The sequence below is a fragment of the Flavobacterium sp. R1_16 genome (assembly GCF_057652095.1).
In genome coordinates this window covers 350323-373210 of record NZ_JBYFCG010000002.1, presented here as the reverse complement: position 1 = coordinate 373210, position 22888 = coordinate 350323, and the positions used below count along the sequence as shown (strand labels likewise).

Sequence of the window (22888 nt, the reverse complement as noted above, 5' to 3'; positions counted from 1 at the left end):
ATTCAGTTTTCTCATAACAATTGCGATAAACGTTCTTTGAGAATTAGCAATCCCTCACTAGCTATTGTATCAATAACTTCAATGGAGTTGCTGCGATTTGGAATTATCGCAGGCTTAGGGTCAATATAAAAAAGAGTAGTTTCAGGTTGCGTAAAATCAACCAATCCAGCAGCTGGGTACACTTGAAGGGAAGTTCCAATGACCACAAAGATATCCGCCATTTGGGTGAGATATACCGCTTCTTCAAGTGCGGGAACTTCTTCTCCAAACCAAACAATATGCGGTCTCAATTGATGTTTATTGGGGTCTACATCTCCTAGGTGTAAATCGTCATGCCAATCCAGAATGTAGTTGACGTCTTTTGAACTTCGTACTTTTAATAATTCACCATGCAAGTGCAAAACGTTAGAACTACCGGCACGTTCGTGTAAATCATCTACATTTTGTGTAATAATATGTACTTCAAATTCCTGTTCTAGTTGAGCTAAAATGTGATGCCCTAAATTGGGTTGAACTTCTTTTAATTGTTGTCTTCTTTTATTGTAAAAGTCAAGAACTAAAGAGGGATTTTTATGCCAACCTTCAGGAGTAGCTACTTCCATAACATCATGACCTTCCCATAAGCCATCGCTGTCTCTAAAGGTTTTAATACCGCTTTCGGCACTAATACCTGCTCCAGTGAGAAGTACCAGTTTCTTTTTCATTGGCGTGCTAGTTTTACAAGGATATAAAACTACTCTTTTTTACTATTTTTGCCAAAAAAGATGAAATGATTGATACCGCATACCTTCATTATTTGGAAGATTTTTTGACAGACAACCGCAAAGAAAGATTTCTTGAGATACTTCAAAATAGAACCAATCACTTTACTGTAGCCGTAGAAGATGTTTTTCAGATGCACAATACTAGTGCGGTGATGCGCAGTTGTGAAGTTTTTGGAATTCAGCAATTGAATGTTATCGAGGAACGTTTTGGTAAAAGAATTGACAAGCAAATTGCTATGGGTGCTCAAAAATGGGTTGACATTAATACCTTCGACAGCGTTTCTAGTTGTATTACTACCCTCAGAAATAAAGGCTATCAAATCATTGCAACTACACCACATGAAAAGGATTCTTTGCTCGAAAATTTTGATATATCAAAACGAAGCGCTTTGTTTTTTGGTACTGAAAAAGAAGGACTTTCAGACGAAATTTTACAGCAAGCCGATGGGTTTCTTAAAATACCTATGGTAGGCTTTACAGAGAGTTTAAATATTTCGGTATCAGCTGCTATTATTATTCAAAATCTCACCAATAGATTGCGAAACTCAAATCTTGATTGGCAATTATCTGCCGATGAAATTCTCGAAAAACGTTTGGCTTGGACTAAGAATTCAATTAAGGATATCAAACGTATTGAAAAGCGGTATTATAGTAAAGAATAGAAAGTATTTTGATAGGTTAATTCGTATAAATTTCGTTACTAATTTCCAAATAATTACAGATACTTACTTCTTTTTCAACACCTTGTATTCTTCATAACACTGGCTAATGGCGTCCATGATTTGCAAATCGTTAGCAGATTTTACAAAGGCTTCAGAGTAGTTGCACCGTTCCATAATTTCGGACAATTCTTTCTTGTCGATGCCTAGTAGCACCGCAATCATTTCTCGGTCGTATTTGGACTCCAGCATTTCGCGAACAGAATTGTCTTTTTTGATTTCCTTGAGCCTTTTGAGTTCTCTAGGTTTTTTACCAAAAAAATTGTACAACATGTCTGCGGGATTAAAGATAGAACCCATTACTCTCCCAAAAGCATTTGGAGAATATTCGCCTGCTTCATATCCTTGCTGTAAACCCGAAATGCTGTAGCGATAATTTTCACGCATTGGAATTAATTTAGAGTCGATTTCTAAGTATCCCGTTAAATTATAAGGCATTATAATCACTTCTTCGAGAGCGATTGCTTTTTCGGTTAATTGGATTTTGGTCGTTTTATTTTTAATCCAGTCATTGGTTACCCTAACTTTCAAGGATTGAAACCCTATGAAGGAAATGTGTAGCGTATCGTTTACTGCGGCTTCAATTTCAAAAAAACCTTTGTTGTTAGTGGTCGTTCCAATGGCTTTGTTTAAATTGATAACATTTACATTTGAAATTGGCAGTAAAGTATTGTCGTTTTGGATGGTTCCTGAAACCTTTTGAATTGTAGTAGTTTCTTGTGAGAAAGAGGCAACTGACGTAAGTAAAAGAAAAAAGACTACTAAATATTTCATAGGGTGTTTTAAAAGCTTAAAAGTAATAAAACACCTTAAAATATAGAGTAGTCTTTGGTATAATTATAAGAAAATTAACAAAAAGGCTTAGCTTCTTCTTGGTCTTCTTTCTCTTGGTCTATCAGACGAACCCTCAGAACGTCTTGGAGCTCTGTTAGAAAAATCACTTGTTCTTGATGATCTATCTGATGAAAATCCGCCTTCGCGTCTTGGAGCAGATGAACCTCTTGATTCACTTCTTCCAAATCCGCCTTCTCTCGGAGCTGAATTTCTATCGCTTCTAAAGCCTCCGCTTCTTGGAGCTGAACTTCTGTCACCTCTGAAACCTCCGCTACCAGAATTTCTATCACCTCTAGAACCACCAGAATGTCGCCCGTTATGATCACGTCTTCCTCCACCATCGTTTTTAGAAATCTCTACATTAATACGTCTTCCCTCAAGAGTTACATTGTTTAAGGTTTCCATTACTTTATCCGTAAATTCTGGATTTGTATTAAAGAATGAGAATCCTTCTTTAACATCTACTTTAAATACATCATCACGACCTAGGTCTAGTGTTTCTTTAAGGTAGTCTTTTAATGACATCCAATCAAAATTGTCTCTAGCACCTATGTTTACAAAGTAACGCACCGCTCCGCCATTAGAACTTTCTCTTGGTTCTCTGTCATCACGTCTTTCTGAACCAGAAGATTGAGTGGATAAATCACGTGTCTTTTTGTAGTAATTAATAAATCGGTTGAATTCAACAGATACCATTTTTTTAATCAATTCTTCTTTTGACAAGCCTTCCAATACCGTATTGATGGCTGGAAGATAGTTGTCAATTTCGTGGTCTACCTCAGTATCCTTGATTTTGTTGGCCAAGTGCAACAATTGAATTTCACAGATTTCAATTCCTGACGGAATGGTTTTCTCTTCAAATTTTTGTTTGATGATTCTTTCAATAGATGAAATCTTACGTAATTCACTTTTTGTTACAATAACTATAGATGTTCCCAATTTACCAGCACGGCCTGTACGACCTGAACGGTGATTGTAGGTTTCAATTTCGTCAGGTAATTGATAGTTTACTACGTGAGTTACATTGTCCACATCAATTCCACGAGCAGCCACATCGGTTGCAACAAGCATTTGAATTTGTCTACCTCTAAAGGATTTCATTACAGAATCTCTTTGCGCTTGAGATAAATCGCCGTGAAGTGCAGCAGCATTATAGCCGTCTTCAATTAATTTTTCGGCTACTTGTTGTGTGTCTCTTTTGGTACGACAAAAAACAACAGAGAAAATGTCTGGGTTAGCATCAGCTAGACGTTTCAAGGCTTCGTAACGATCACGAGCATTTACCAAGTAAAATTCGTGAGATACTGTTGCTGAACCAGAATTTTTAGTTCCAACAGTGATTTCTAATGGATTGTGCATGAATTGTTTTGCAATTCGCGCTACTTCTGCAGGCATGGTTGCCGAGAATAACCAAGTGCTTTTTTCGTCAGGTGTGGTTGATAGGATGTTTACGATGTCTTCGTAGAATCCCATGTTCAACATTTCGTCTGCTTCGTCTAAGATGCAATAATTGATTTGAGTAATGTTTACCAAACCTCTGTTAATCATGTCTTGCATCCTACCAGGTGTAGCTACAATAATTTGAGCTCCTCTTTTAATTTCTCTAGCCTGTTCGGTGATACTTGCACCTCCATAAACAGCTACTACATTGATGCCTTTTTCGTACTTAGAGTACAATTTAATTTCGTTGGTAATTTGTAAGCAAAGCTCACGTGTAGGTGATAAAATTAACGCCTGTGTATTTCTGTTGTCAGCATCAATTTTTTGAATCACTGGAAAACCAAAAGCTGCCGTTTTCCCTGTTCCTGTCTGAGCCAACGCTACTAAATCTGTTTCTTGTTCCAATAATAGGGGAATCGCTTTTTCCTGTACTTCGGTCGGATTCTCAAATCCTAGATCGATAATCGCACGCTGTAGCGATTCACTCAATCCTAATTGTTCAAATTTATTCATATAAGTTTTTAAAATTTGGTGCAAAAGTACGGTGAATAAACGAGATACCCTAACTCAAAATACAGATTTGTGTTTTTATTATTGTTTGATAATCAATAGGTTACTTTTTTATGAAATCGATAAGTTGTCTAACAGCCTTGCCACGATGGCTAATAGCACCCTTTTGTTCTACAGAAAGTTGTGCAAAAGTATCAGAAAATCCCTCGGGTTTGAAGATGGGATCATAGCCAAAACCTTTAATTCCTTTCTTATCCAATGTAATTTCGCCCTTAGCAATTCCAGTAAAAAGATATTGTTTTCCAGCAAGATTTAAAACTATTACCGTTTTAAATTGTGCCTTTCTATTGGAATGATTTTGAAGATTAGCAAGCAGTTTATCCATATTGTCTTCAGAATTTCGTTGTTCGCCTGCATACCTAGCAGAAAAAACGCCAGGTTCTCCATTAAGAGCTTCGACTTCTAGACCAGTATCATCTGCAAAACAATCGTACCCATAGTTTTGGGTTATATAATTTGCTTTTTGAATAGCATTGGCCTCGATAGTATTTGACGTTTCCGGAATTTCATCTTCACAACCAATATCGGATAGGCTTAGGATTTTTATAGTATTTGGAAGTAGATGTTGTATTTCTTTGATTTTGTTGGGATTATTCGATGCGAAAACAAGTTGCATATTTTTTAAGATTAATTGATTCTTGGTAAAATTATCGCAAAAAAAATAGAAATAAAACCAAAGTTGTCTTATTTTCGTACATTTCATACCAAATTGAAATTAATTACTGAATGAAACAAAATAAGACTCTTTTTCTTTTTGGCAAAATCAATTGTATTTTATTGTACCTATTTTTATGTTTTTCATCTTCGCTTCATTCCCAATATGTTCTTAGAGGAAATGACATAAGTCCTTTTTCTATTCATTCTCAAGCTACATTTGTTGATGTTGGTTCTGAAGAATTAACCCTGAATGAAGTAAGAAATGACAAAACCTTGAGATTTATTCCTGTTCAGAAAGCCAATGCCGATTTTGGATTTACCAAGAATAATTTTTGGATTAAGTTCAAACTCAAGAACGATGGTGATAAGAGTTTAGTTTACTTCTTAGAAACAGCAAGACCCATTACGGATTTTGCAGAACTCTATTGCATTACTTCTAATGGAGTTGTTACAAAGTACAAGAGTGGGGATGCTATACCTTACAAGGAAAGAAGTTTTAATCACAGAAAAACTATTTTTAGAATAGAATTGGAACCAAAAGAAATGCAAGAATTTTATTTGCATGTAAAAAGTGATGGTGAGTTACTTTCTATGCCTTTAAATTTACACACTACTGAAGATTTAATTGCTCTGACTTCATTTGAACAAATTGTATTTGGGTTTTTCTATGGAATATTAATAATTGCAGCCATTTTGTATTTCTTTTTCTTCTTTGCCATGAGAGAAAGAACGTTTTTATATTACAGTTTGTATGTTGTTTTTATAGGTTTATTACAGTTTTCAGTTGATGGTTATTTCTTTCAATTTATAACCCCAAATTCTGGTTGGTTTTCCTTACATTCAGTTATAATCTTCGCCACAATTGCTAATTTTTTACTGGGGAGATATGCTCAGATATTCTTAAAAATTAAGGAATACAATTCTTTTATTAATAACTCATTTAGAGCGCTGTATGTCTTAGATTTTGTCTTGTTTATTGCTTTATTGTTTGTTCCCAGTACATTAGAAGTTTCATATCCAATTGCCAATGGACTAGGGTTAATACTATTGATATTGATAATTTCTTCCTTAGTTGTTGTTTACATAAAAACAAAAAAAGTAGATTATTTCTTTGCTATTGGTATTTTCTTTTTGATTAGCGGATTTGTAATTTTTATTCTCAAAAATTTTAGTATTCTACCATTAACATTTTGGACAGAAAACAGCTCCAAGTTAGGTACTGGACTAGAGGTTATTTTCCTCTCGCTTTCGATGGCGAATTTGATACGGAGTTTAAAAAATGAGCGAGAAGAATTACAAACTTTAGCACTTCAACGTTCAGAGGAAATGAACGAATTGAAATCTTATTTTCTCTCTAATATTAGCCACGAATTGCGAACTCCATTGAATGCTATATTAAATACGGCTAAAACATTGGCAAACGAAAGCGATGATAAACAAGTTCAAAGTGGAAGTCAAATTATAAAATATTCTACCTATAGTTTATTGAGTTCTATTAATGATATTTTAGATTTCTCCAAAATTGAAAAAAATGAAATAGAACTAGAATCAACCGATTTTGATTTGATAAAAACAGTTGAACATATTGCAAATAATTTTAATAGAGAAGCTAAGGATAAAAATTTGGATTTTACTTTTCAAAAGGGAGAGGATTTACCAGATATGGTTAAAGGAGATGTCATACGATTAAGTCAAATTCTTCACAATGTATTGAGTAATGCGTTGAAATTCACGAATGAAGGTTTTGTGAAATTTAAATTGGAAGCCAAGAGGGAGAAGGGAAACAAAGTGTTGATGATTTTTACTATTAGCGATACTGGTGTTGGGATTTCTAAAGAAAAAATAAATAGTATTTACGATTCTTTTTCTCAAGAACGCATTAATAACAAACGAAAATTTGGAGGTTTAGGTCTTGGTCTCTACATAGTGAATCACTTGATTCAATTACATAAAGGAAAGATTAAAATTGACAGTACCACAGGTTTAGGAACGATTTGCGAAATTGAATTGCCTTATGAAATTATTGAGGTAGTCAAAACAGAATCAGTTGAGCCAACTGCGTTAGAATATGACCTAAAAGGAAAATCGATTCTAGTTGTTGAAGACAATGCTATGAACCAAATGGTTATTAAAATGATTACAAAAAAATGGCTGAACACTACTGTTGATTTTGCTAATAATGGAGAGGAAGGCGTGAAAAAACTAACTGAAAATCATTATGATATAATTTTGATGGATTTGCAAATGCCTATCATGGATGGTTATGAAGCCACTATCGCAATTAGAAATGGCGAAGCAGGTGAGGCCAAAAAAAACATTCCAATTATTGCCGTTACTGCCGATGTAATGGAAGCCACAAAAGCCAGAGTTTCTGAAATAGGGATGAATCATTATTTATCAAAGCCAATTGATAAGGACAGTTTATACAAAAATATTGTTGCTTTAGTCTCGGTTTGATTTTTAATGGTTGAACAAATAGTGCAAAAACCTTCCCAAAACCATGTTTTTCAGTTGTAAAATTTAAAATTATACAATTAGTCAGGGCTGTTATTTTTGTATAAAAGGTATGAATTGTTGCCTTCAAACTCAATAAAAAGGTCTTTTATCGATTATTTTGGTCGTATAGCAGAAATATTTTTATAAAAATGAAATCAAGGTATATATTTATATGTTTTTTGCTACATGCAGATTAAATATTTTGTTTAACTTAATGATTCAGTTCAATTTATTAACCCCAAAAAAATAGTTTATGAAAAATGTTTTACTTTTCAGTCTATTTTTTGTAACCACAATGTTTGGAAATACAAAAATAGATTCCAACTCGAGTTCAAATAATTCGAGCACGACATCAAATACAGAGTTAGCGGATGCTTGTACTTCGTGTACAAAAGTTATCAACTCACAATGCGGTGGAGTATTGGCTGCAGTTAGCACTCCAGTTTGGGCTAATCCAGTTGCATCTGCAACAAATTACAGATTTGAAATTACTAAAGGAAGTAATGTAACTGTATATGAGTCGACAAACAGGTATTTTCTAATTTCTCAATTAGGAGCTGGAATACCAGCTTACAATACTACGTATTCTGTAAGAGTTGCCGTAAAAATTGCAGGAGTTTGGGATGATTATGGTGTAAGTTGTGATGTTACTACGCCAGCTAATCCTTCAGCTACTAAGGTTGTTGCTGACCAGTGTGGAAGTACATTAGCACTTGTAACTTCTTCCATTTTTGCAGAAGATGTTTATTTGGCTACTGATTATCGTTTTGAAGTTAGTGATGGAGTTGATGTTGTAGGTGTAGTTGAAAATCCTTACAGATTTTTTCAATTATCCCAACTTGCTGGAGTTGCATTTAATAGTACATACAGTGTAAGAGTAGCTACCAAATATGATGGTGTTTGGGGTGCTTACGGGTCTTCATGCAGTGTAACGACACCAAATAGTGCAACAGCAACTAAAGTTGTTGCTTCTCAATGTGGAACGACAATTCCAACGTTGAATACATTTATATTTGCAGACCAAGTATATTTAGCAACAGCATATCGTTTTGAAGTAACAAATGGATCTACAGTTAGAACTTTTGAATCACCAACTCGTTCTTTCCAATTGAGTCAATTATCAGGAACTGTAGATTATGGTACTACTTATTCTATTAGAGTAGAAGTAAACTTTGGAGGAGTTTGGCAGGCATATGGTCAATCTTGTGATGTAACTGTACCACCTTTGACTAGTTTGATAAATGCACAATGTGGTGCTACTTTATCTTCTGTGGCAACAGCTATTTGGGCCAAACCAGTTTCTGGAGCTACAGCATATAGATTTGAAGTTAAAAGAGGTTCTGGTGCAGCCAATACATATGATTCTACAAATAGATATTTTCGTTTGTCATTGTTACCAACAATTGCTAGATATGGTGCTACATATACTATAAGAGTAACCTCTAGATATAATAATACATGGCTTCCTTATGGAGCAGCTTGTACCGTTACTACACCAGTAGCCCCAGGCCTTTCTCAAGTTGTTGATGCTCAATGCGGAGCTGTTTTAGATGCTGTAAGCACTCAAATTTTTGCTAATGAAATTTTTAATGCTACGAACTATCGCTTTGAAGTTACAAATGGTTCAACAGTAACTACATTTGACACTACTAATAGATTTTTTCAATTGTCACAATTATCAGGTATTACATACAATACTACCTATGGTGTAAAAGTAGCATATAAATTTGGTGGTGTGTGGAGTGCATTTGGTCCATCATGTAACGTAACTACTCCAAGTGATGTAACAGCTACTAAAGTTATTGATGCACAATGTGGTGCTACTTTGGCCATTGTTAATACACCAATTTTGGTTAATGAAGTTTATTTGGCTACAGATTATCGTTTTGAAGTTACTAATGGTTCTAATGTTAGAACATACGAAACTACAAACAGATATTTTAGCTTAAGTCAATTGAGCGGAGGTGGTGCGCCAACCACAACGTATTCAATTAGAGCGGCTGTTAAATTTAATGATGTTTGGCAAGGATTTGGAGCAGCATGTAACGTTACAACGCCAGCGATTTCAATTTCTAGAATGAGTTCTAATGAATTGCAAGCAAATGTTTTTGCTGTGAAAGCTTTCCCTAATCCATTTATTTCTCATTTCAACTTAGCCATTGAAAGTTCTAGTGATGAACTTGTAGAAGTAAAAGTATATGACATGATAGGAAGACAACTTGAGGTTCGTAAAGCCACTGTAACAGAATTGACTACTAAAGAAATAGGAGTAGATTACCCTGCAGGAGTTTACAATGTTATAGTATCTCAAGGAAAGCAATTGAAAACGCTTCGAATGATTAAGAGATAATAAAATCAATTGATGCGATAGCTGACAATTTATATTAAAAAACAGTAGCGATAGTTACTGTTTTTTTTTTGCTTTTATATTTTCTTTCAGTTCAACTCATTTTTATTTGTTAGCAGGGGATTTATGTAGCTTTTTTTAATGGGATTTATTCAATAATTTTCTGCTAGTGAGAATTAGGATTTAACTGATTTTATATACTTGATTGATGAAAAAATCAACTACTTTAGGGACATTCTGAAAACATCAACTTTAATAACGAATAGATTTTTATATTTATAGATAAAAAAAATGCAATCCTAAGATATGGCATTTGATTTTTTAATATTCACTTATTCTAATTCACAATAATTTTTTTTACAATTGACTGGTTATTTGATGTCAATTTAAGAAAGTAGAATCCGGGGCTCAAGTTTTTTAAAGTAAATGTATTGTTTTCCATGTAGGGCTTTTTAATTTGTTCAACTAATTGCCCATTAATGGTTACTAAACTTATTTCATCTAATACTACTTCGGTTTGAATATTTATTTTAGAATCCTTTGATGGATTTGGAAATACCGCTACTGTTCCTAATGATTCAAAAGAGTTTGTTGCTAGAGGTGATCCCCATATTTTTGTTACATAAGTATTGTCGTCAATGAATGGATTTCTGTTTTTTTGACGTGCATAAATGGCATTATTTCTTGCTATTTCTCTTGGACTTACAGGGTCTTGAGCATTCCAAGTTAGCAATATATTTTTAAATGTATCTGTAAAAACTTGATTGGATGTTCCGTTGAAAGGGGGATATGGTTTATTCCATGTTGTAATTAAATTTTCATACCGAGTAGCAAAATAAAAATACATCCGTGCAATATCTCCTTTAAATTCATCTATTGGTTCAAAAACAGTTCCGCTATAACCAGCAGAATATCCACTATTGTCAGCAGTTCCTACCTTGCAACCATTTAGTGTAGTTTTATTGGCAACTCCTACTTTACCATGAGGTAAATCTCCACGTATTCCATTAACTGTACCGTCAGTTGGAGTAATAAAATGAGCATCTGAAACCATCGGAGTTTCAGAATTAAAAACTGATTGTGGAATGATATGTTCTCTATTATAACAATCGCCTTCTTTTGTATAACTTCCACATCTTTGTGAAGAATCTGGATAGTAATTATATGGATCAGGTCCAGTTGGGTTTTCTGAGTACATATCTAAAATTGTTCCATCATTTTCATAATTTTTATCAATATCAGAAGTTTGGTAAGTATCATACAACCCTCCATAGAATTTGTCTACATAGCCATTAGAAATAATAGCATGTAATTGTGTTTTTAGTGCATAACCAGTACCAGTAGCTGAATTATAATATCCAGCAGGTGGTTGAGCATAACTTGTAGTAACTAGAATTAGAAATAATAATGTGAAATTTTTTTTCATGTGAGGATACTAAATATTTTACTTTTTTATAAAATTAAGGGGCAACAAAACTAAATCTTATTGCCTTATAAAAATCATTTTTAGTCGCATAATTTGTTAAAATATTTAAATTTTAACACATTTAGCTATTAAATTAACAATATATGAAAAGTGAAATATTTTTGAGGTGGTATTTAATAGTTAAATTATGGATAAATTTTAGTGTAAAGATGTTTGTATTTTTCCATAACAATTTTACGTCTTAACTTTAGCGTAGGTGTTAGGTGACCACTTTCTATAGACCAAATATCTGGAGTAAGTTCAAAGCGTTTTATTTGTTCCCAATTACCGAATTTGGAATTTAGATGATCAATTTCTTCTTGAATGCGTTCTATTACTTTGGGATTATTTATAATTTCTTCATTGGTTTCACCAATCTTAATTCCATGAATCTTTTCCCATTCTTTTATAAAATCAAAATTTGGTTGTATAAAAGCAGCAGGCATTTTTTCTCCATCTCCAATGACCATAATTTGTTCAATAAAACGAGACTGCTTCATGGCATTTTCAATCAACTGAGGGGCTATGTATTTACCGCCAGAAGTTTTAAACATTTCTTTCTTACGGTCAGTAATTTTGAGAAATCCTTCATTATCTATGAGACCTATGTCACCAGTGTGAAAAAAACCATCAGTTATAACCTCATTTGTTAATTTTTCATCTTTGTAGTACCCCATCATGACATTAGGTCCTTTGCAAAGTATTTCTCCATCGTCAGCAATTTTCACCTCAACATTTTTGATAGGTTTGCCAACAGTTCCTATCTTAAATCCTCTGTTTCTCATATCATTCACAGAAATCACAGGAGAGGTTTCGGTAAGACCATAGCCTTCCATTACTGGGATTTGGGCAGCGGCAAAAACTCTTGCTAATCTTGGTTGTAGGGCAGCACTTCCTGATACCATTAAGTCCAGATTTCCTCCCAAACCTTCTTTCCATTTACTGAAAATTAATTTTCTGGCTACTTTTAGTTGTAATTCATACCAAATTCCATTTGCACCGTAAGGTTCATATTTTAATCCTAAGTTGATGGCCCAGAAAAATAATGCTTTTTTGATACCTGATAATTCACTGCCTTTTGCATAAATCTTATCGTAAACTTTTTCTAATAGTCTGGGTACGGCAGTTATGACGTTTGGTTTGACTTCTTTTATGTTGTCACTAATTTTATCTATAGACTCACCAAAATATACGGAAACACCATAGTATTGGTATAAGTATAAAATCATTCTTTCAAAAATATGACAAATAGGTAGAAAACTCAAAGCTCTACTATTTCCGGCTTCAAATGGAATTCTTGGCGCACTATCCAATACATTGGAAACTATATTTGTGTGAGATAGCATAACTCCTTTTGGTTTACCAGTAGTCCCAGATGTATAAATTATTGTTGCTAAATCTTCTGGTTTTACACTATTTTTTCTTTCTTCAACAATGTTTTGGTTGCTTTTGTCTTTTCCTAACTCTAATAATTCATTCCAGTTTTTATGATCAATAATTTCATTAAAAGTATAAATCTCCTTTAAAAGAGGTGTTTTTTCACGAATTAAATTGATTTTACGCATCACTTCTGTGTCAGAAACAAAACAATAAATGGCTTGTGAGTGATTGAGTATGTATTCATATTCTTCGGCAGAAATAGTTGGATAAATAGGAATATTTTGAGCGCCTATTTGTAAAATACCAATGTCAATAATGTTCCATTCCGTTCTATTATTACTTGAAATAACAGCAATTTTATCGTTAGGTTGAACACCCATTCTCAAAAGTGCTCTAGAAATGGTATTGGCTTTTTCAATATAATCCTCTGTTGAAGTTTTTATCCAATTCCCATTGTATTTCGTTACCAACGCATCAGGAATAGAATTGAATTTTTCAAGCTGATAATAAGGAAAATCAAATAATCGTGATATCTTGGTCATTTTGGTTGGTATTATTTTTATGCAAATTAATTAATTAAACAATGAATCACAATATTTATTTAAAATAAAAAAAGATTGTCATGAAACTTGTAAATTTGTCTAAATTTATCATTATGAGAAGCAATAAAAAAATCATAGTTTTTTCAATCTTAGCAATAATTTTATTTTTTGTAGGGAAATATGCCTACGACATGAATATCAATCATAATTTTGAGACGATAACCGAAGGCAAAGTCTATAAATCTGGGGTTATTCCTCCAGATGAGATTGCTGATTATGTAAAGAAGTATCATATAAAATCTATTGTAGATTTGCGTTTTCCAGGAACTGCTGATTTGGTAAACAACCCAGAAGTCCCAAAAGAATTAACTGCCGAACAAGAAGTAGTAGCCAAGATAAAAGGTGTTAATTATTTCAATAACGGTTCAGATCAAGTTCCTAAACAAGAGAATTTAGATCGATTTTTTAAAATTATGGATAACAAGGATAATTATCCAGTTTTAATTCATTGTTATCATGGTGTAGGACGTGCTGAAATGTATTCGGCTATATATAGAATTGAATATGAAGGTTGGTCTAATGAAGATGCTAGAAAAGGAGTTAGGACACTCATTAAATGGAGTTCTTTTGATGATGGAAAACCCAAAGGAGAATTCCTTAAAGCTTATAAATCAAGGAAGCAAAAAGATTCTATACATGAGTAAATAGTAGTTACCATTCTTTAGAAATTTACAGCTCATTATTTTATTTTTCTGAAGTCTCAGAAAAATTTTTTACTCTTTCCCCTTGGATATACATTTTTAAAGTATTAAGATGAATAGAGAATGGTACCTTCTTCCATCCCTCATATGTATCGCTTTCAGAGGTTGTGGTACATTGATACCAAAGGGTATAAGCTATACTCTCAAATCCTTTGATGTATTTAGGATTTCCGTTTTCATCACACTCTATTCCCCAAACCATTTCCTTTTTAGGCTGTTCGTGTAATTGATAAATTCCAGTTCCGTTGGCGTTCAATTCTACAATGGGTTCTCCTCCTTCAAAAAGATAGGTTCCTGTAATTGGATAATCAATGTTGGGTGTTATGTAGTGTATACCATCACTAGTATCAATAGAAGTAAATGAATTTTGCGCAAAAAAATTACTAACAAACATTAGTAGTGTTATGGATAAGAGACTTTGTAATTTCATAAGTAAAAATAATTTATAAATTCAAGTTGTGTGTAGTAGGGAAATTTTATTTACGTAATCTTCAAACAAATATAATAAAAACCGATACTATTTTAAATAAATTAGGAGTTTAAAGCAATTTCATTTTTAACCAAGTACTTATTTTACGCTCTATTTTGGAGAAGTATAAGTAACTAATCCTCATGAACACCATAATTAATAGCATGGGTAAGACAAATCCAAATGGCAAAAAATACTGTCCTATCGAATAGATAATTAAAACACCAATATTTTCGTGAATTAAGTATAAAAAATAAGAAGATTCTCCGATATTAGTTAGTATCCTATTTTCAAAAAACAAGATTTTGTTAGGTAAATAAATAAAACCCAAAAATAAAAGGAACATAATCATAAAGATTAATTTGACTTCAAAATTTATTCCTATGTATAATATAAATAACAGCAAAAATGTTAATGAAAATTTTATATGCCATTCAGTATTATTATTAAGATAATTATTCTTAAACAGTAAATAGAACAGTACACCTATACTGAAAAAAGGTAAATAGGAAATCAAATTGAAACCATTTTCAATCCATCTAGAATATGCTGTCAGAAAATCTTTTGATAAGACAATATGAAGTTTGTTACTTCCTTGAACGTTTTGAATAATATGATGGATAATGATTAAGAAAATTGATATAATCAAAAAATTTCTAATGAATTTATTCTTATTACAATAATAAATTATACTTGAAAAAAGATAGAATTGTATTTCTGGCCATAGACTCCAGTAAGCTCCGTTGATATAATTTAGATGGAGGCTAGGAAATAATGTATTCAATAAGTCTGGTGATATAAATGTAATGCTAGGAATAAAATTTTTTGCCTGATGGCTTGAGGGAAATAAGTTTGAATTATCAAATAGATTAAAAATAAGAAAGGTAATTATAGAAGCTACTACAATAGGAGGAAGTAATCTAATGCTTCTTTTTTTCCAAAAAGTAGAAAAATCACTTGTGTTTTCAAGTGTAAAAAAGATGACAAAACCACTGATAATAAAGAAGAAATTAACTCCTAAATACCCATATTGAAAATAATTATAACTATCAGAATAAGGGTACAAAGATGTTTTATTTATAGGTGGAATCCATCTTGAAAAAAAATGATAAAAGAGGACAGATAGTATGGCTAAAGCTCTAAATCCATCTAATGTTGCAATTCGTTTTTTTATCATTTTTTCTTAACCAGTATGGGCGAAGTTACAGAAAAAGAAGAGAATATAAATAAAACTAATTGTAACAATCTTAATTTCATTAATTTATTTTTTAGCATTCTCAATCCACTTTCTAGCATTCACAAAAGCTTCTAACCATGGCGAAACTTCGTCTTTTTGGCCTCTATCTGGATAATGTGCCCAATTCCACGGGAAAGTAGAACGCTCAATGTGTGGCATCATAACTAAATGTCTTCCAGTCGTATCACATAGCATAGCTGTGTTGAAATCAGAACCATTTGGATTGGCTGGATAACCTTCGTAAGCATATTTTGCTACAATGTTATATTTATCTTCTGAATATGGTAATTTGAATTTTCCTTCTCCATGTGAAATCCATACTCCTAAAGTGGTTCCTTCTAAAGTCGATAACATCACCGAATTATTCTTCTGAACCGTTACCGAAGTAAAGCCACTTTCGTGTTTGTTCGAAGTGTTGTGGTGCATTTTTCCATGAACTTCGTGTTCTGGATTGATTAATTCTAATTCCATTAATAACTGACAACCATTACAAATTCCAACCGAAAGCGTGTCTTCGCGTTTGAAGAAGTTTTTCAAAGCGGTATTTGCTTTTTCGTTGTATAAAAATGCTCCAGCCCAACCTTTAGCCGAACCTAATACATCTGAATTCGAGAATCCTCCAACCGCTCCGATGAATTGAATGTCTTCCAAAGTTTCTCTTCCCGAAATTAAATCGGTCATGTGTACATCTTTTACATCAAATCCTGCTAAATACATAGCATTTGCCATTTCGCGTTCTGAATTACTTCCTTTTTCGCGAATAATAGCGGCTTTTGGTCTTGGTTTTGAAGCATCAATCACCGGTAATTTTCCATCAAAATGCGATGGGAAAGTAAATTGTAATTTCTGATTTTTATAATTATTAAAACGCTCCTTTGCCATTCCGTTTTTAGATTGTTTTGAATCTAATAGGAAAGATGTTTTAAACCAAGTATCACGTAAGGAAACTACATCTAAATTTAATATTGAAGCTTTAGAAATAATTTCTAATTTTCCGTTAGTTGTAACTGTTCCTAAATTAAAAAATTCAATTTGATTTTGGGTTAATTGTTTTTCAAATTCTTCATTATTAGCTGGCTGTATAACAATTCCAACATTCTCTGAAAACAATATTTTAACTAAATCTTTTTCTTCAAAACAATCAAAATTTAACTTCATCCCAGTTTCCTCAAAGTGTGGAGTTCCCCCTTCGGGGGTTAGGGGGCTAAAACACATTTCTAGTAAAGTAGTGATTAAACCACCGCTTCCAATATCGTGTCCTGCTTTAATTTTTCTGTCTTTTATTAAATCTTGTAAAACGTTGAACGCTTTTTTGAAGAATTCCGAGTTTTGAATTGTTGGAACATCATTTCCAATTTTATTCAACACTTGAGCAAACGAACTTCCACCTAATTTAAACGAATCTTGCGATAAGTTGATGTAGTAAATGTTTCCGCCATTTCGTTGTAAAATAGGTTCTACTACTTTAGTAATGTTTGAACAATTTCCAGCAGCTGAAATAATAACCGTTCCTGGCGCGATTACTTCGTCATTTGGATATTTTTGTTTCATAGAAAGCGAATCTTTTCCGGTTGGAATATTGATTCCCAATTCAATAGCAAAATCCGAACATCCTTTTACTGCTTCATATAAACGAGCGTCTTCTCCTTCATTTTTACAAGCCCACATCCAGTTGGCTGATAATGAAACTGATTGTAAACCATATTTCATCGGCGCCCATACGATATTTGATAACGCCTCAGCAATAGCAGTTCTTGAACCCGCAACAGGATTCACTAAAGCCGAAATAGGCGAGTGTCCAATCGAAGTCGCAATTCCTTCTTTTCCTTTGAAATCCAATGCCATTACTCCTACATTGTTTAAAGGTAATTGTAATGGACCCACACATTGTTGTTTTGCCACGCGTCCGCCCACACAACGGTCCACTTTGTTGGTTAACCAATCTTTACAAGCTACGGCTTCTAGTTGCAAAACCTGACTTAAATAGCTTGCTATATTTTCTTTAGAATATTCTAAATCTGAATAGTTGGTTGCAACGGTTTTATCCGTCATAATGGTTTTTGGCGAACTTCCGAAGAAATCTTTCAAAGCATAATCCATTGGTTTTACACCAGTTGATTTAGATTTTTCCTGACTGTTATTTAAATTTTGGAAGTCAAGAACCCGATTTTTATATTCAGTGGTAAAATATTTTTCATTTCGGGTTTCGAATGTAAATCTATGGTCATTCGTAACGTCACCTACTTGATACATTGGAGAACGTTCTCTATCGGCAATTCTTTGTAAAGTTTCAATATCTTTTTCACCAATTATCAATCCCATTCTTTCCTGCGATTCGTTTCCGATGATTTCTTTAGCCGAAAGTGTTGGGTCACCAACTGGTAATTTATCTAAATCGATTAAACCTCCCGTTTCTTCTACTAATTCAGACAAACAATTCAAATGTCCACCTGCACCATGGTCGTGAATGGAAACGATTGGATTGTTGTCGCTTTCCACTAAACCGCGAATAGCATTTGCCGCACGTTTTTGCATTTCTGGATTCGAACGCTGGATGGCATTTAATTCAATTCCTGAACCAAAAGCACCTGTATCTGCAGAAGAAACTGCAGCACCACCCATTCCAATTCTATAATTTTCTCCACCTAGAATAACGATTTTGTCGCCTTCTTGTGGTTTCTTTTTAATCGCTTGATCTAATTTTCCATAACCAATTCCACCTGCTTGCATGATGACTTTATCGTAACCAATTTTACGATTGTTTTCTTCGTGCTCGAAAGTTAAGATAGAACCTGTAATTAATGGTTGCCCAAATTTATTTCCAAAATCTGAAGCTCCGTTTGAGGCTTTAATTAAAATATCCATTGGAGTTTGGTACAACCAAGGTCTTTCTGCCATTCCGTTTTCCCAAGGACGTTCTTTTGCTAAACGAGAGTATGAAGTCATATAAACCGCAGTTCCTGCTAATGGTAACGAACCTTGTCCACCCGCTAAACGGTCACGAATTTCTCCTCCTGAACCTGTTGCTGCTCCATTGAAAGGTTCTACGGTTGTTGGGAAATTGTGTGTTTCTGCTTTTAAAGAAAGTACTGAATCGAATTCTTTTTCTTGATAGAAATCAGGTTTGTCAGCGCTTTTTGGAGCAAATTGTGTTACTTTCGGACCTTTTACAAATGCTACATTATCTTTATAAGCGGAAACAATATCGTTTGGATTGGTTTCCGATGTTTTCTTAATTAATTTGAATAAAGAAGTTGGTTTTTCTTCGCCATCAATCACAAAGGTTCCATTGAAAATTTTATGACGACAATGCTCAGAATTCGCTTGTGAGAAAGCAAAAATTTCTGAATCGGTTAATTGTCGCCCTAATTTCGTAGAAAGGTTATTTAAATATTCAACCTCTTCTGGGCTTAGAGCTAAACCTTCTGATTTATTGTAAGCGTCAATATCTTCAATATCCAAAATGGGTTCTGGTTGGATATTAATCGTATAAATGTCTTGATTTAATTCCGAATACTTTTGTGAAAGCATTGGATCGAAATCAATAAAATTGGCAGCTACTTTTTCAAATTCCTCAATACGAATGATGCCAGAAATTCCCATGTTTTGAGTAATTTCTACCGCATTTGTACTCCAAGGCGTAATCATAGCGGCACGTGGTCCAACAAAAAAATCCGTCAATACGGATTTTTCTATTTTATGTGCGTTGCCAAAAAGCCAATTTAATTTCGAGATAGTTTCTGTTGAAAGTTCGGTTTGCGTCTGTATAGCAAAAACAGTAGAACTTTCGTTTCCGAAGAAATGAATCATTAGTTGTAGTTGTTTTATTCTGTTACGCCCTGTATAATCTAGAACGCCTCAGGTGTGTTGTTGTGATTGCAAAAATAGTCTAAAAAACACAACACACAAAGACAAACTAAAAAGATTCTTAACAATTTATTCTGGAAAAGGGGCGCTTTGGTATGCTCCCATATCTGGTGTTGTAGTTCGTGTAACTCCTAGTATATCCTTAGCTAATCGATAATCTGGATTTCCTTTTTGAAAAGCAGCTGATGTTTCATCAATGTTTAATCGATTGAGGTTTAGGTTGTAAAACTTAGGGTCTTTGTTTTTTATGTTGCCGGTCTCCTCTTTACGAATAAAATCGTACTTCACATCTTTTTGAATACCTGTGCCTGAATCGTTAAATTGAATTAAACAGCTTTCAAATGAAGTATTGAAGGCTACCGATTCTATGGCGTCTAAAAAAAGTTCCACATTATTAGAACCATAAATAATACAGTTATAAAAGTTGGCTCGAACTAAGTCTGAGGCTGAGATCGTTTCGTCTTCATTTTTTTCATAATTGGTAATCAAGACCGCTTTTTGCTTTGTACTGTTCCAATTATTATTAAATGTACAATGTGTGAATTGATAATCTCCACCAATACTTATAGCTAAACAACTTTGTCCAGCTGAATTTAAGACATTGTTTTTCCCAATAATTTTTGAGACTCTAGCCAATATTCCATAGTTGGAACAATCATAAATTTGAGAATCGTTTAAAGTTAAAGTACTGTTTTGCATCAAAAGCCCTACAGTAGCATTTTTTATTGTTAAATGTTTAATGTTAGCATTACTTCCTTCTCGCATCCAAATAGTTCCCCATTGACCTGCAACATATTCAAAATCGGGTTCAAGGCGATCACCTTCAAAAACAACTTCGTTTTCTAATGGTTTAGAAGAATCAGGAGATATTTCTCCATTAATTATCAAATTAGCTTCTGGTTGAACAATTATCCCAGATTCAGAGTGAAAATGCACTCTAGCTCCAGCATCTATAGTTAAGGTTTTTCCTTGAGGAATACCAGCATATCCGTAAATTACATAAGGCTTTTCGTTGGTAAAACGAAATTCGTTTCCGTTTATTGGGTCATTTTCATTCAATTCAAAACCGTTAACGCGCACTTCTTTATTGTCTTCGTCAAGCCCTAATAATAAGGTTTCTTTAGTTCCGTCCTCGTATTTTTGTGGATAAAGAAAATATGCATCTTGGATTAGTGTGACCAAATTTACTTTTTGAAGATTTGCACCAGAATCAAACAGAATTCTATCGGTGTAGAGAAAATCGCTAGGATTAGCATCGGAAATATTTGCTGTTGTTTCAACAAAAATAAACAAACTGTCTTTGGCTAATAGTTCTACATTATTAAAGATTTTTCCATCACCAATGCCATTTTTATCCTCATCTTCGCCTGTCATTCCATCAACCATGATTCGGTATTTTGAATTGGTTTTTTCTAACTGTATTTTCGGAATTTTGATGTCTTTATTACTCCGATTATACACCTTTAGAGTGTAGGTACTTGAACCAATATTGGTAAAAACGGTATCTAAATAAATAGTATCTTTTGAAAATTGCAGATTTCCTGAACTTGGAACGGTATCAAAATCTTTTCGACAAGAACTCAATGAGATGATAAGTCCAATGAAAAGAAAGTAGATTAATTTGTGCATTAGTATTGAATTTTGGTAAAAATAGTAAAAATACTTTATTCGTTTATTTGATGATACTAGATACTAAAGAAAAAAAAGAATAATTAGTCTGAATTTTTAATCTATCATCATTATATCTTATTTTTACAGAAAAATAAACGAATGGGTTTTGATAAAGATACAATTATCAATCAATGTAATGCATTTTCAGAAAACACTTTGATGCAGACCTTAGAGATTGAATTCATCGATGCTGGAGAAGATTTTTTAAAGGCAAAAATGCCAATAAATTCAAGAGTTCATCAACCTATGGGTTTGCTCCACGGGGGAGCATCTGTGGCTTTAGCTGAGAGTGTAGGCAGTGCAGCTTCGATGTTGTTTATCAATCCACATGAAAGTGAAATTAGAGGAATTGAAATTTCTGCAAATCACTTAAAATCTAAAAGAGAAGGAGTGATATTCGGGACTGCTCGAATAATTCATAAGGGAAAAAGTATACATCTTTGGGAAATTAAAATAACTGACGAAGAGGATAATCTGATTTCTCTTTGCAAATTGACTAATATGGTGTTGCCAAGAAAAAAAATATAATGCATCAATTTTTAAATCAATCAATTGCTACTGTTTTAGAAAAAGCGAGTAGTCAATTGCACAAAAAACTTCCTTTTGTAGTATATAACAAACCTTATTCCGATACATTGATTGGGATTTTTCAAAAAGATGCTACTTTACATTTAGTGGAAGATTATAAGGAAAGAGGCTTTGTTTTTGCTCCTTTCAATGGAAATAAAATAATTTATATTCCAGAAAAAGATTCGGAGATTATTCTTTCAGAATTTAAGGCAATTGATGATTACAAATCAGTCGTTATCCTAGCAGAAAAAGAGGATAATGAAGCTAAGATACGATATGAGTCAATCATTCAAAAGGCTATTGATGCTATACAATCTGGAAATTTAAATAAAGTAGTGCTATCAAGAAAAGAAATTCTCAAAGTATCCAATTTTGATTTTATACTTGTTTTACAACGATTGTTGCATTCCTATCCAAGTGCTTTTAGTTATTGTTTTTACCATCCTCAAATTGGATTGTGGTTAGGTGCTTTTTCAGAGCAATTGCTTAAAGTGGAGGACACTTTTTTTTACACTTCAGCAGTAGCTGGAACCCAATTGTTTGAGGAAAATAAAGAAGTTGTTTGGCAAACTAAAGAACAGCAAGAGCAAGAATTTGTTTCTGATTTTATTATTGAGAAATTAAATAATAGTGCTTCTGAAATAAAAATTTCTAAGCCTTACACCTTAAAAGCGGGTAATCTGCTTCACATTAAAACAGATATTGAGGGAAAACTCAATTCTAACAGCAATTTGAAGCAAGTTTTGGAAATTTTGCACCCTACTCCAGCAGTTTGTGGTTTACCGTTGGATAAAGCAAAAGATTTTATTTTGAATCATGAGAGCTATGATAGAGAATATTATTCAGGCTTTTTAGGAGAGTTAAATGCAGATTTTAGCAACCAAAAGAATGCAACAGATTTATATGTTAATCTCCGGTGTGTTAAATTAGATGTAGTGTCTCAATCAGAGACAATAGATGCACACCTATTCGTAGGAGGTGGCATTACGAAAGATAGTATTCCAGAAAAAGAATGGAACGAAACCGTTAATAAATCACAAACGATAAAAAAGATATTAGATTTGGCTTTTTAGATTTATATCTTTGTTAACTCTATTTA

General features: G+C 33.2%; 16 protein-coding genes. 6 read left to right on the top strand and 10 right to left on the bottom strand.

Annotated features, from left to right (window positions below; all coding sequences use genetic code 11):
• Nucleotides 1–11: 11 nt before the first annotated feature.
• A complete protein-coding gene (locus AC23L6_RS06015; RefSeq protein WP_487560917.1) occupies nt 12–704 on the bottom strand; it encodes an SIR2 family NAD-dependent protein deacylase in 693 nt (230 codons plus the stop codon).
• Nucleotides 705–769: 65 nt separating this feature from the next.
• Here AC23L6_RS06015 and AC23L6_RS06010 point away from each other — a divergent pair, with 65 nt between their 5' ends.
• Nucleotides 770–1426 carry a TrmH family RNA methyltransferase gene (locus tag AC23L6_RS06010; RefSeq protein WP_487560918.1) on the top strand — a complete coding sequence of 219 codons (657 nt, stop codon included), beginning with the start codon at nt 770–772 and terminating at the stop codon, nt 1424–1426.
• Between the two features lie 63 nt (nt 1427–1489).
• On the opposite strand, the gene AC23L6_RS06005 is transcribed toward AC23L6_RS06010, so the two are convergent.
• The 3 genes from AC23L6_RS06005 to AC23L6_RS05995 all read right to left on the bottom strand — a co-directional run bounded on the left by AC23L6_RS06005 (nt 1490) and on the right by AC23L6_RS05995 (nt 4943).
• Nucleotides 1490–2257: a carboxypeptidase-like regulatory domain-containing protein gene (locus AC23L6_RS06005; protein ID WP_487560919.1), complete on the bottom strand. Its 768-nt coding sequence runs from the start codon at nt 2255–2257 to the stop codon at nt 1490–1492.
• A gap of 87 nt (nt 2258–2344) precedes the next feature.
• On the bottom strand, nt 2345–4270 hold the full coding sequence (locus AC23L6_RS06000) for a DEAD/DEAH box helicase (RefSeq protein WP_487560920.1): 1926 nt from the start codon (nt 4268–4270) through the stop codon (nt 2345–2347).
• 100 nt (nt 4271–4370) lie between these two features.
• Entirely contained in the window at nt 4371–4943 is a 573-nt protein-coding gene (locus AC23L6_RS05995) for a non-canonical purine NTP diphosphatase (protein WP_487560921.1), read from the bottom strand.
• A gap of 110 nt (nt 4944–5053) precedes the next feature.
• Between AC23L6_RS05995 and AC23L6_RS05990 the strand changes: the two genes are divergently transcribed.
• Nucleotides 5054–7441 carry a 7TM diverse intracellular signaling domain-containing protein gene (locus AC23L6_RS05990; RefSeq protein WP_487560922.1) on the top strand — a complete coding sequence of 796 codons (2388 nt, stop codon included), beginning with the start codon at nt 5054–5056 and terminating at the stop codon, nt 7439–7441.
• A gap of 292 nt (nt 7442–7733) precedes the next feature.
• Nucleotides 7734–9830: a T9SS type A sorting domain-containing protein gene (locus AC23L6_RS05985; RefSeq protein WP_487560923.1), complete on the top strand. Its 2097-nt coding sequence runs from the start codon at nt 7734–7736 to the stop codon at nt 9828–9830.
• A 334-nt stretch (nt 9831–10164) separates the two neighbouring features.
• On the opposite strand, the gene AC23L6_RS05980 is transcribed toward AC23L6_RS05985, so the two are convergent.
• Both AC23L6_RS05980 and AC23L6_RS05975 read right to left on the bottom strand, forming a co-directional pair.
• Nucleotides 10165–11253, bottom strand: coding sequence for an endonuclease (locus AC23L6_RS05980; protein ID WP_487560924.1), 1089 nt, complete (start codon nt 11251–11253; stop codon nt 10165–10167).
• A 185-nt stretch (nt 11254–11438) separates the two neighbouring features.
• Entirely contained in the window at nt 11439–13214 is a 1776-nt protein-coding gene (locus tag AC23L6_RS05975) for an AMP-dependent synthetase/ligase (RefSeq protein ID WP_487560925.1), read from the bottom strand.
• Nucleotides 13215–13327: 113 nt separating this feature from the next.
• Between AC23L6_RS05975 and AC23L6_RS05970 the strand changes: the two genes are divergently transcribed.
• On the top strand, nt 13328–13918 hold the full coding sequence (locus AC23L6_RS05970; RefSeq protein ID WP_487560926.1) for a dual specificity protein phosphatase family protein: 591 nt from the start codon (nt 13328–13330) through the stop codon (nt 13916–13918).
• A gap of 40 nt (nt 13919–13958) precedes the next feature.
• Here the strand turns inward: AC23L6_RS05970 and AC23L6_RS05965 are convergent, their stop codons facing one another.
• The 4 genes from AC23L6_RS05965 to AC23L6_RS05950 form a co-directional block, all read right to left on the bottom strand.
• The gene (locus tag AC23L6_RS05965; protein WP_487560927.1) at nt 13959–14405 is read right to left on the bottom strand and encodes a hypothetical protein; all 447 of its coding nucleotides are present in this window, start codon (nt 14403–14405) and stop codon (nt 13959–13961) included.
• 109 nt (nt 14406–14514) lie between these two features.
• The gene (locus AC23L6_RS05960; RefSeq protein WP_487560928.1) at nt 14515–15621 is read right to left on the bottom strand and encodes an acyltransferase family protein; all 1107 of its coding nucleotides are present in this window, start codon (nt 15619–15621) and stop codon (nt 14515–14517) included.
• A gap of 84 nt (nt 15622–15705) precedes the next feature.
• The gene (gene purL / locus AC23L6_RS05955; protein ID WP_487560929.1) at nt 15706–19491 is read right to left on the bottom strand and encodes a phosphoribosylformylglycinamidine synthase; all 3786 of its coding nucleotides are present in this window, start codon (nt 19489–19491) and stop codon (nt 15706–15708) included.
• A gap of 126 nt (nt 19492–19617) precedes the next feature.
• Complete coding sequence (locus AC23L6_RS05950) at nt 19618–21177, bottom strand: right-handed parallel beta-helix repeat-containing protein (RefSeq protein ID WP_487560930.1); 1560 nt, start codon at nt 21175–21177, stop codon at nt 19618–19620.
• Nucleotides 21178–21318: 141 nt separating this feature from the next.
• Here AC23L6_RS05950 and AC23L6_RS05945 point away from each other — a divergent pair, with 141 nt between their 5' ends.
• Both AC23L6_RS05945 and AC23L6_RS05940 read left to right on the top strand, forming a co-directional pair.
• A complete protein-coding gene (locus AC23L6_RS05945; protein WP_487560931.1) occupies nt 21319–21747 on the top strand; it encodes a PaaI family thioesterase in 429 nt (142 codons plus the stop codon).
• Nucleotides 21747–22862, top strand: a complete 1116-nt coding sequence (locus AC23L6_RS05940) for a chorismate-binding protein (RefSeq protein WP_487560932.1) — start codon at nt 21747–21749, stop codon at nt 22860–22862. The genes AC23L6_RS05945 and AC23L6_RS05940 overlap by 1 nt, the downstream gene beginning before the upstream one ends.
• Nucleotides 22863–22888: the final 26 nt, after the last annotated feature.

What these genes read in the sequence shown, in the direction of transcription:
- AC23L6_RS06000 (WP_487560920.1), bottom strand. Translation starts at nt 4,270, where the DNA reads ATGAATAAATTTGAACAATTAGGATTGAGTGAATCGCTACAGCGTGCG.
- AC23L6_RS05950 (WP_487560930.1), bottom strand. Translation starts at nt 21,177, where the DNA reads ATGCACAAATTAATCTACTTTCTTTTCATTGGACTTATCATCTCATTG.
- AC23L6_RS05960 (WP_487560928.1), bottom strand. Translation starts at nt 15,621, where the DNA reads ATGATAAAAAAACGAATTGCAACATTAGATGGATTTAGAGCTTTAGCC.
- AC23L6_RS05975 (WP_487560925.1), bottom strand. Translation starts at nt 13,214, where the DNA reads ATGACCAAGATATCACGATTATTTGATTTTCCTTATTATCAGCTTGAA.
- AC23L6_RS05995 (WP_487560921.1), bottom strand. Translation starts at nt 4,943, where the DNA reads ATGCAACTTGTTTTCGCATCGAATAATCCCAACAAAATCAAAGAAATA.
- AC23L6_RS05985 (WP_487560923.1), top strand. Translation starts at nt 7,734, where the DNA reads ATGAAAAATGTTTTACTTTTCAGTCTATTTTTTGTAACCACAATGTTT.
- AC23L6_RS05970 (WP_487560926.1), top strand. Translation starts at nt 13,328, where the DNA reads ATGAGAAGCAATAAAAAAATCATAGTTTTTTCAATCTTAGCAATAATT.
- AC23L6_RS05980 (WP_487560924.1), bottom strand. Translation starts at nt 11,253, where the DNA reads ATGAAAAAAAATTTCACATTATTATTTCTAATTCTAGTTACTACAAGT.
- purL (WP_487560929.1), bottom strand. Translation starts at nt 19,491, where the DNA reads ATGATTCATTTCTTCGGAAACGAAAGTTCTACTGTTTTTGCTATACAG.
- AC23L6_RS05990 (WP_487560922.1), top strand. Translation starts at nt 5,054, where the DNA reads ATGAAACAAAATAAGACTCTTTTTCTTTTTGGCAAAATCAATTGTATT.
- AC23L6_RS05945 (WP_487560931.1), top strand. Translation starts at nt 21,319, where the DNA reads ATGGGTTTTGATAAAGATACAATTATCAATCAATGTAATGCATTTTCA.
- AC23L6_RS06005 (WP_487560919.1), bottom strand. Translation starts at nt 2,257, where the DNA reads ATGAAATATTTAGTAGTCTTTTTTCTTTTACTTACGTCAGTTGCCTCT.
- AC23L6_RS05965 (WP_487560927.1), bottom strand. Translation starts at nt 14,405, where the DNA reads ATGAAATTACAAAGTCTCTTATCCATAACACTACTAATGTTTGTTAGT.
- AC23L6_RS06015 (WP_487560917.1), bottom strand. Translation starts at nt 704, where the DNA reads ATGAAAAAGAAACTGGTACTTCTCACTGGAGCAGGTATTAGTGCCGAA.
- AC23L6_RS06010 (WP_487560918.1), top strand. Translation starts at nt 770, where the DNA reads ATGATTGATACCGCATACCTTCATTATTTGGAAGATTTTTTGACAGAC.
- AC23L6_RS05940 (WP_487560932.1), top strand. Translation starts at nt 21,747, where the DNA reads ATGCATCAATTTTTAAATCAATCAATTGCTACTGTTTTAGAAAAAGCG.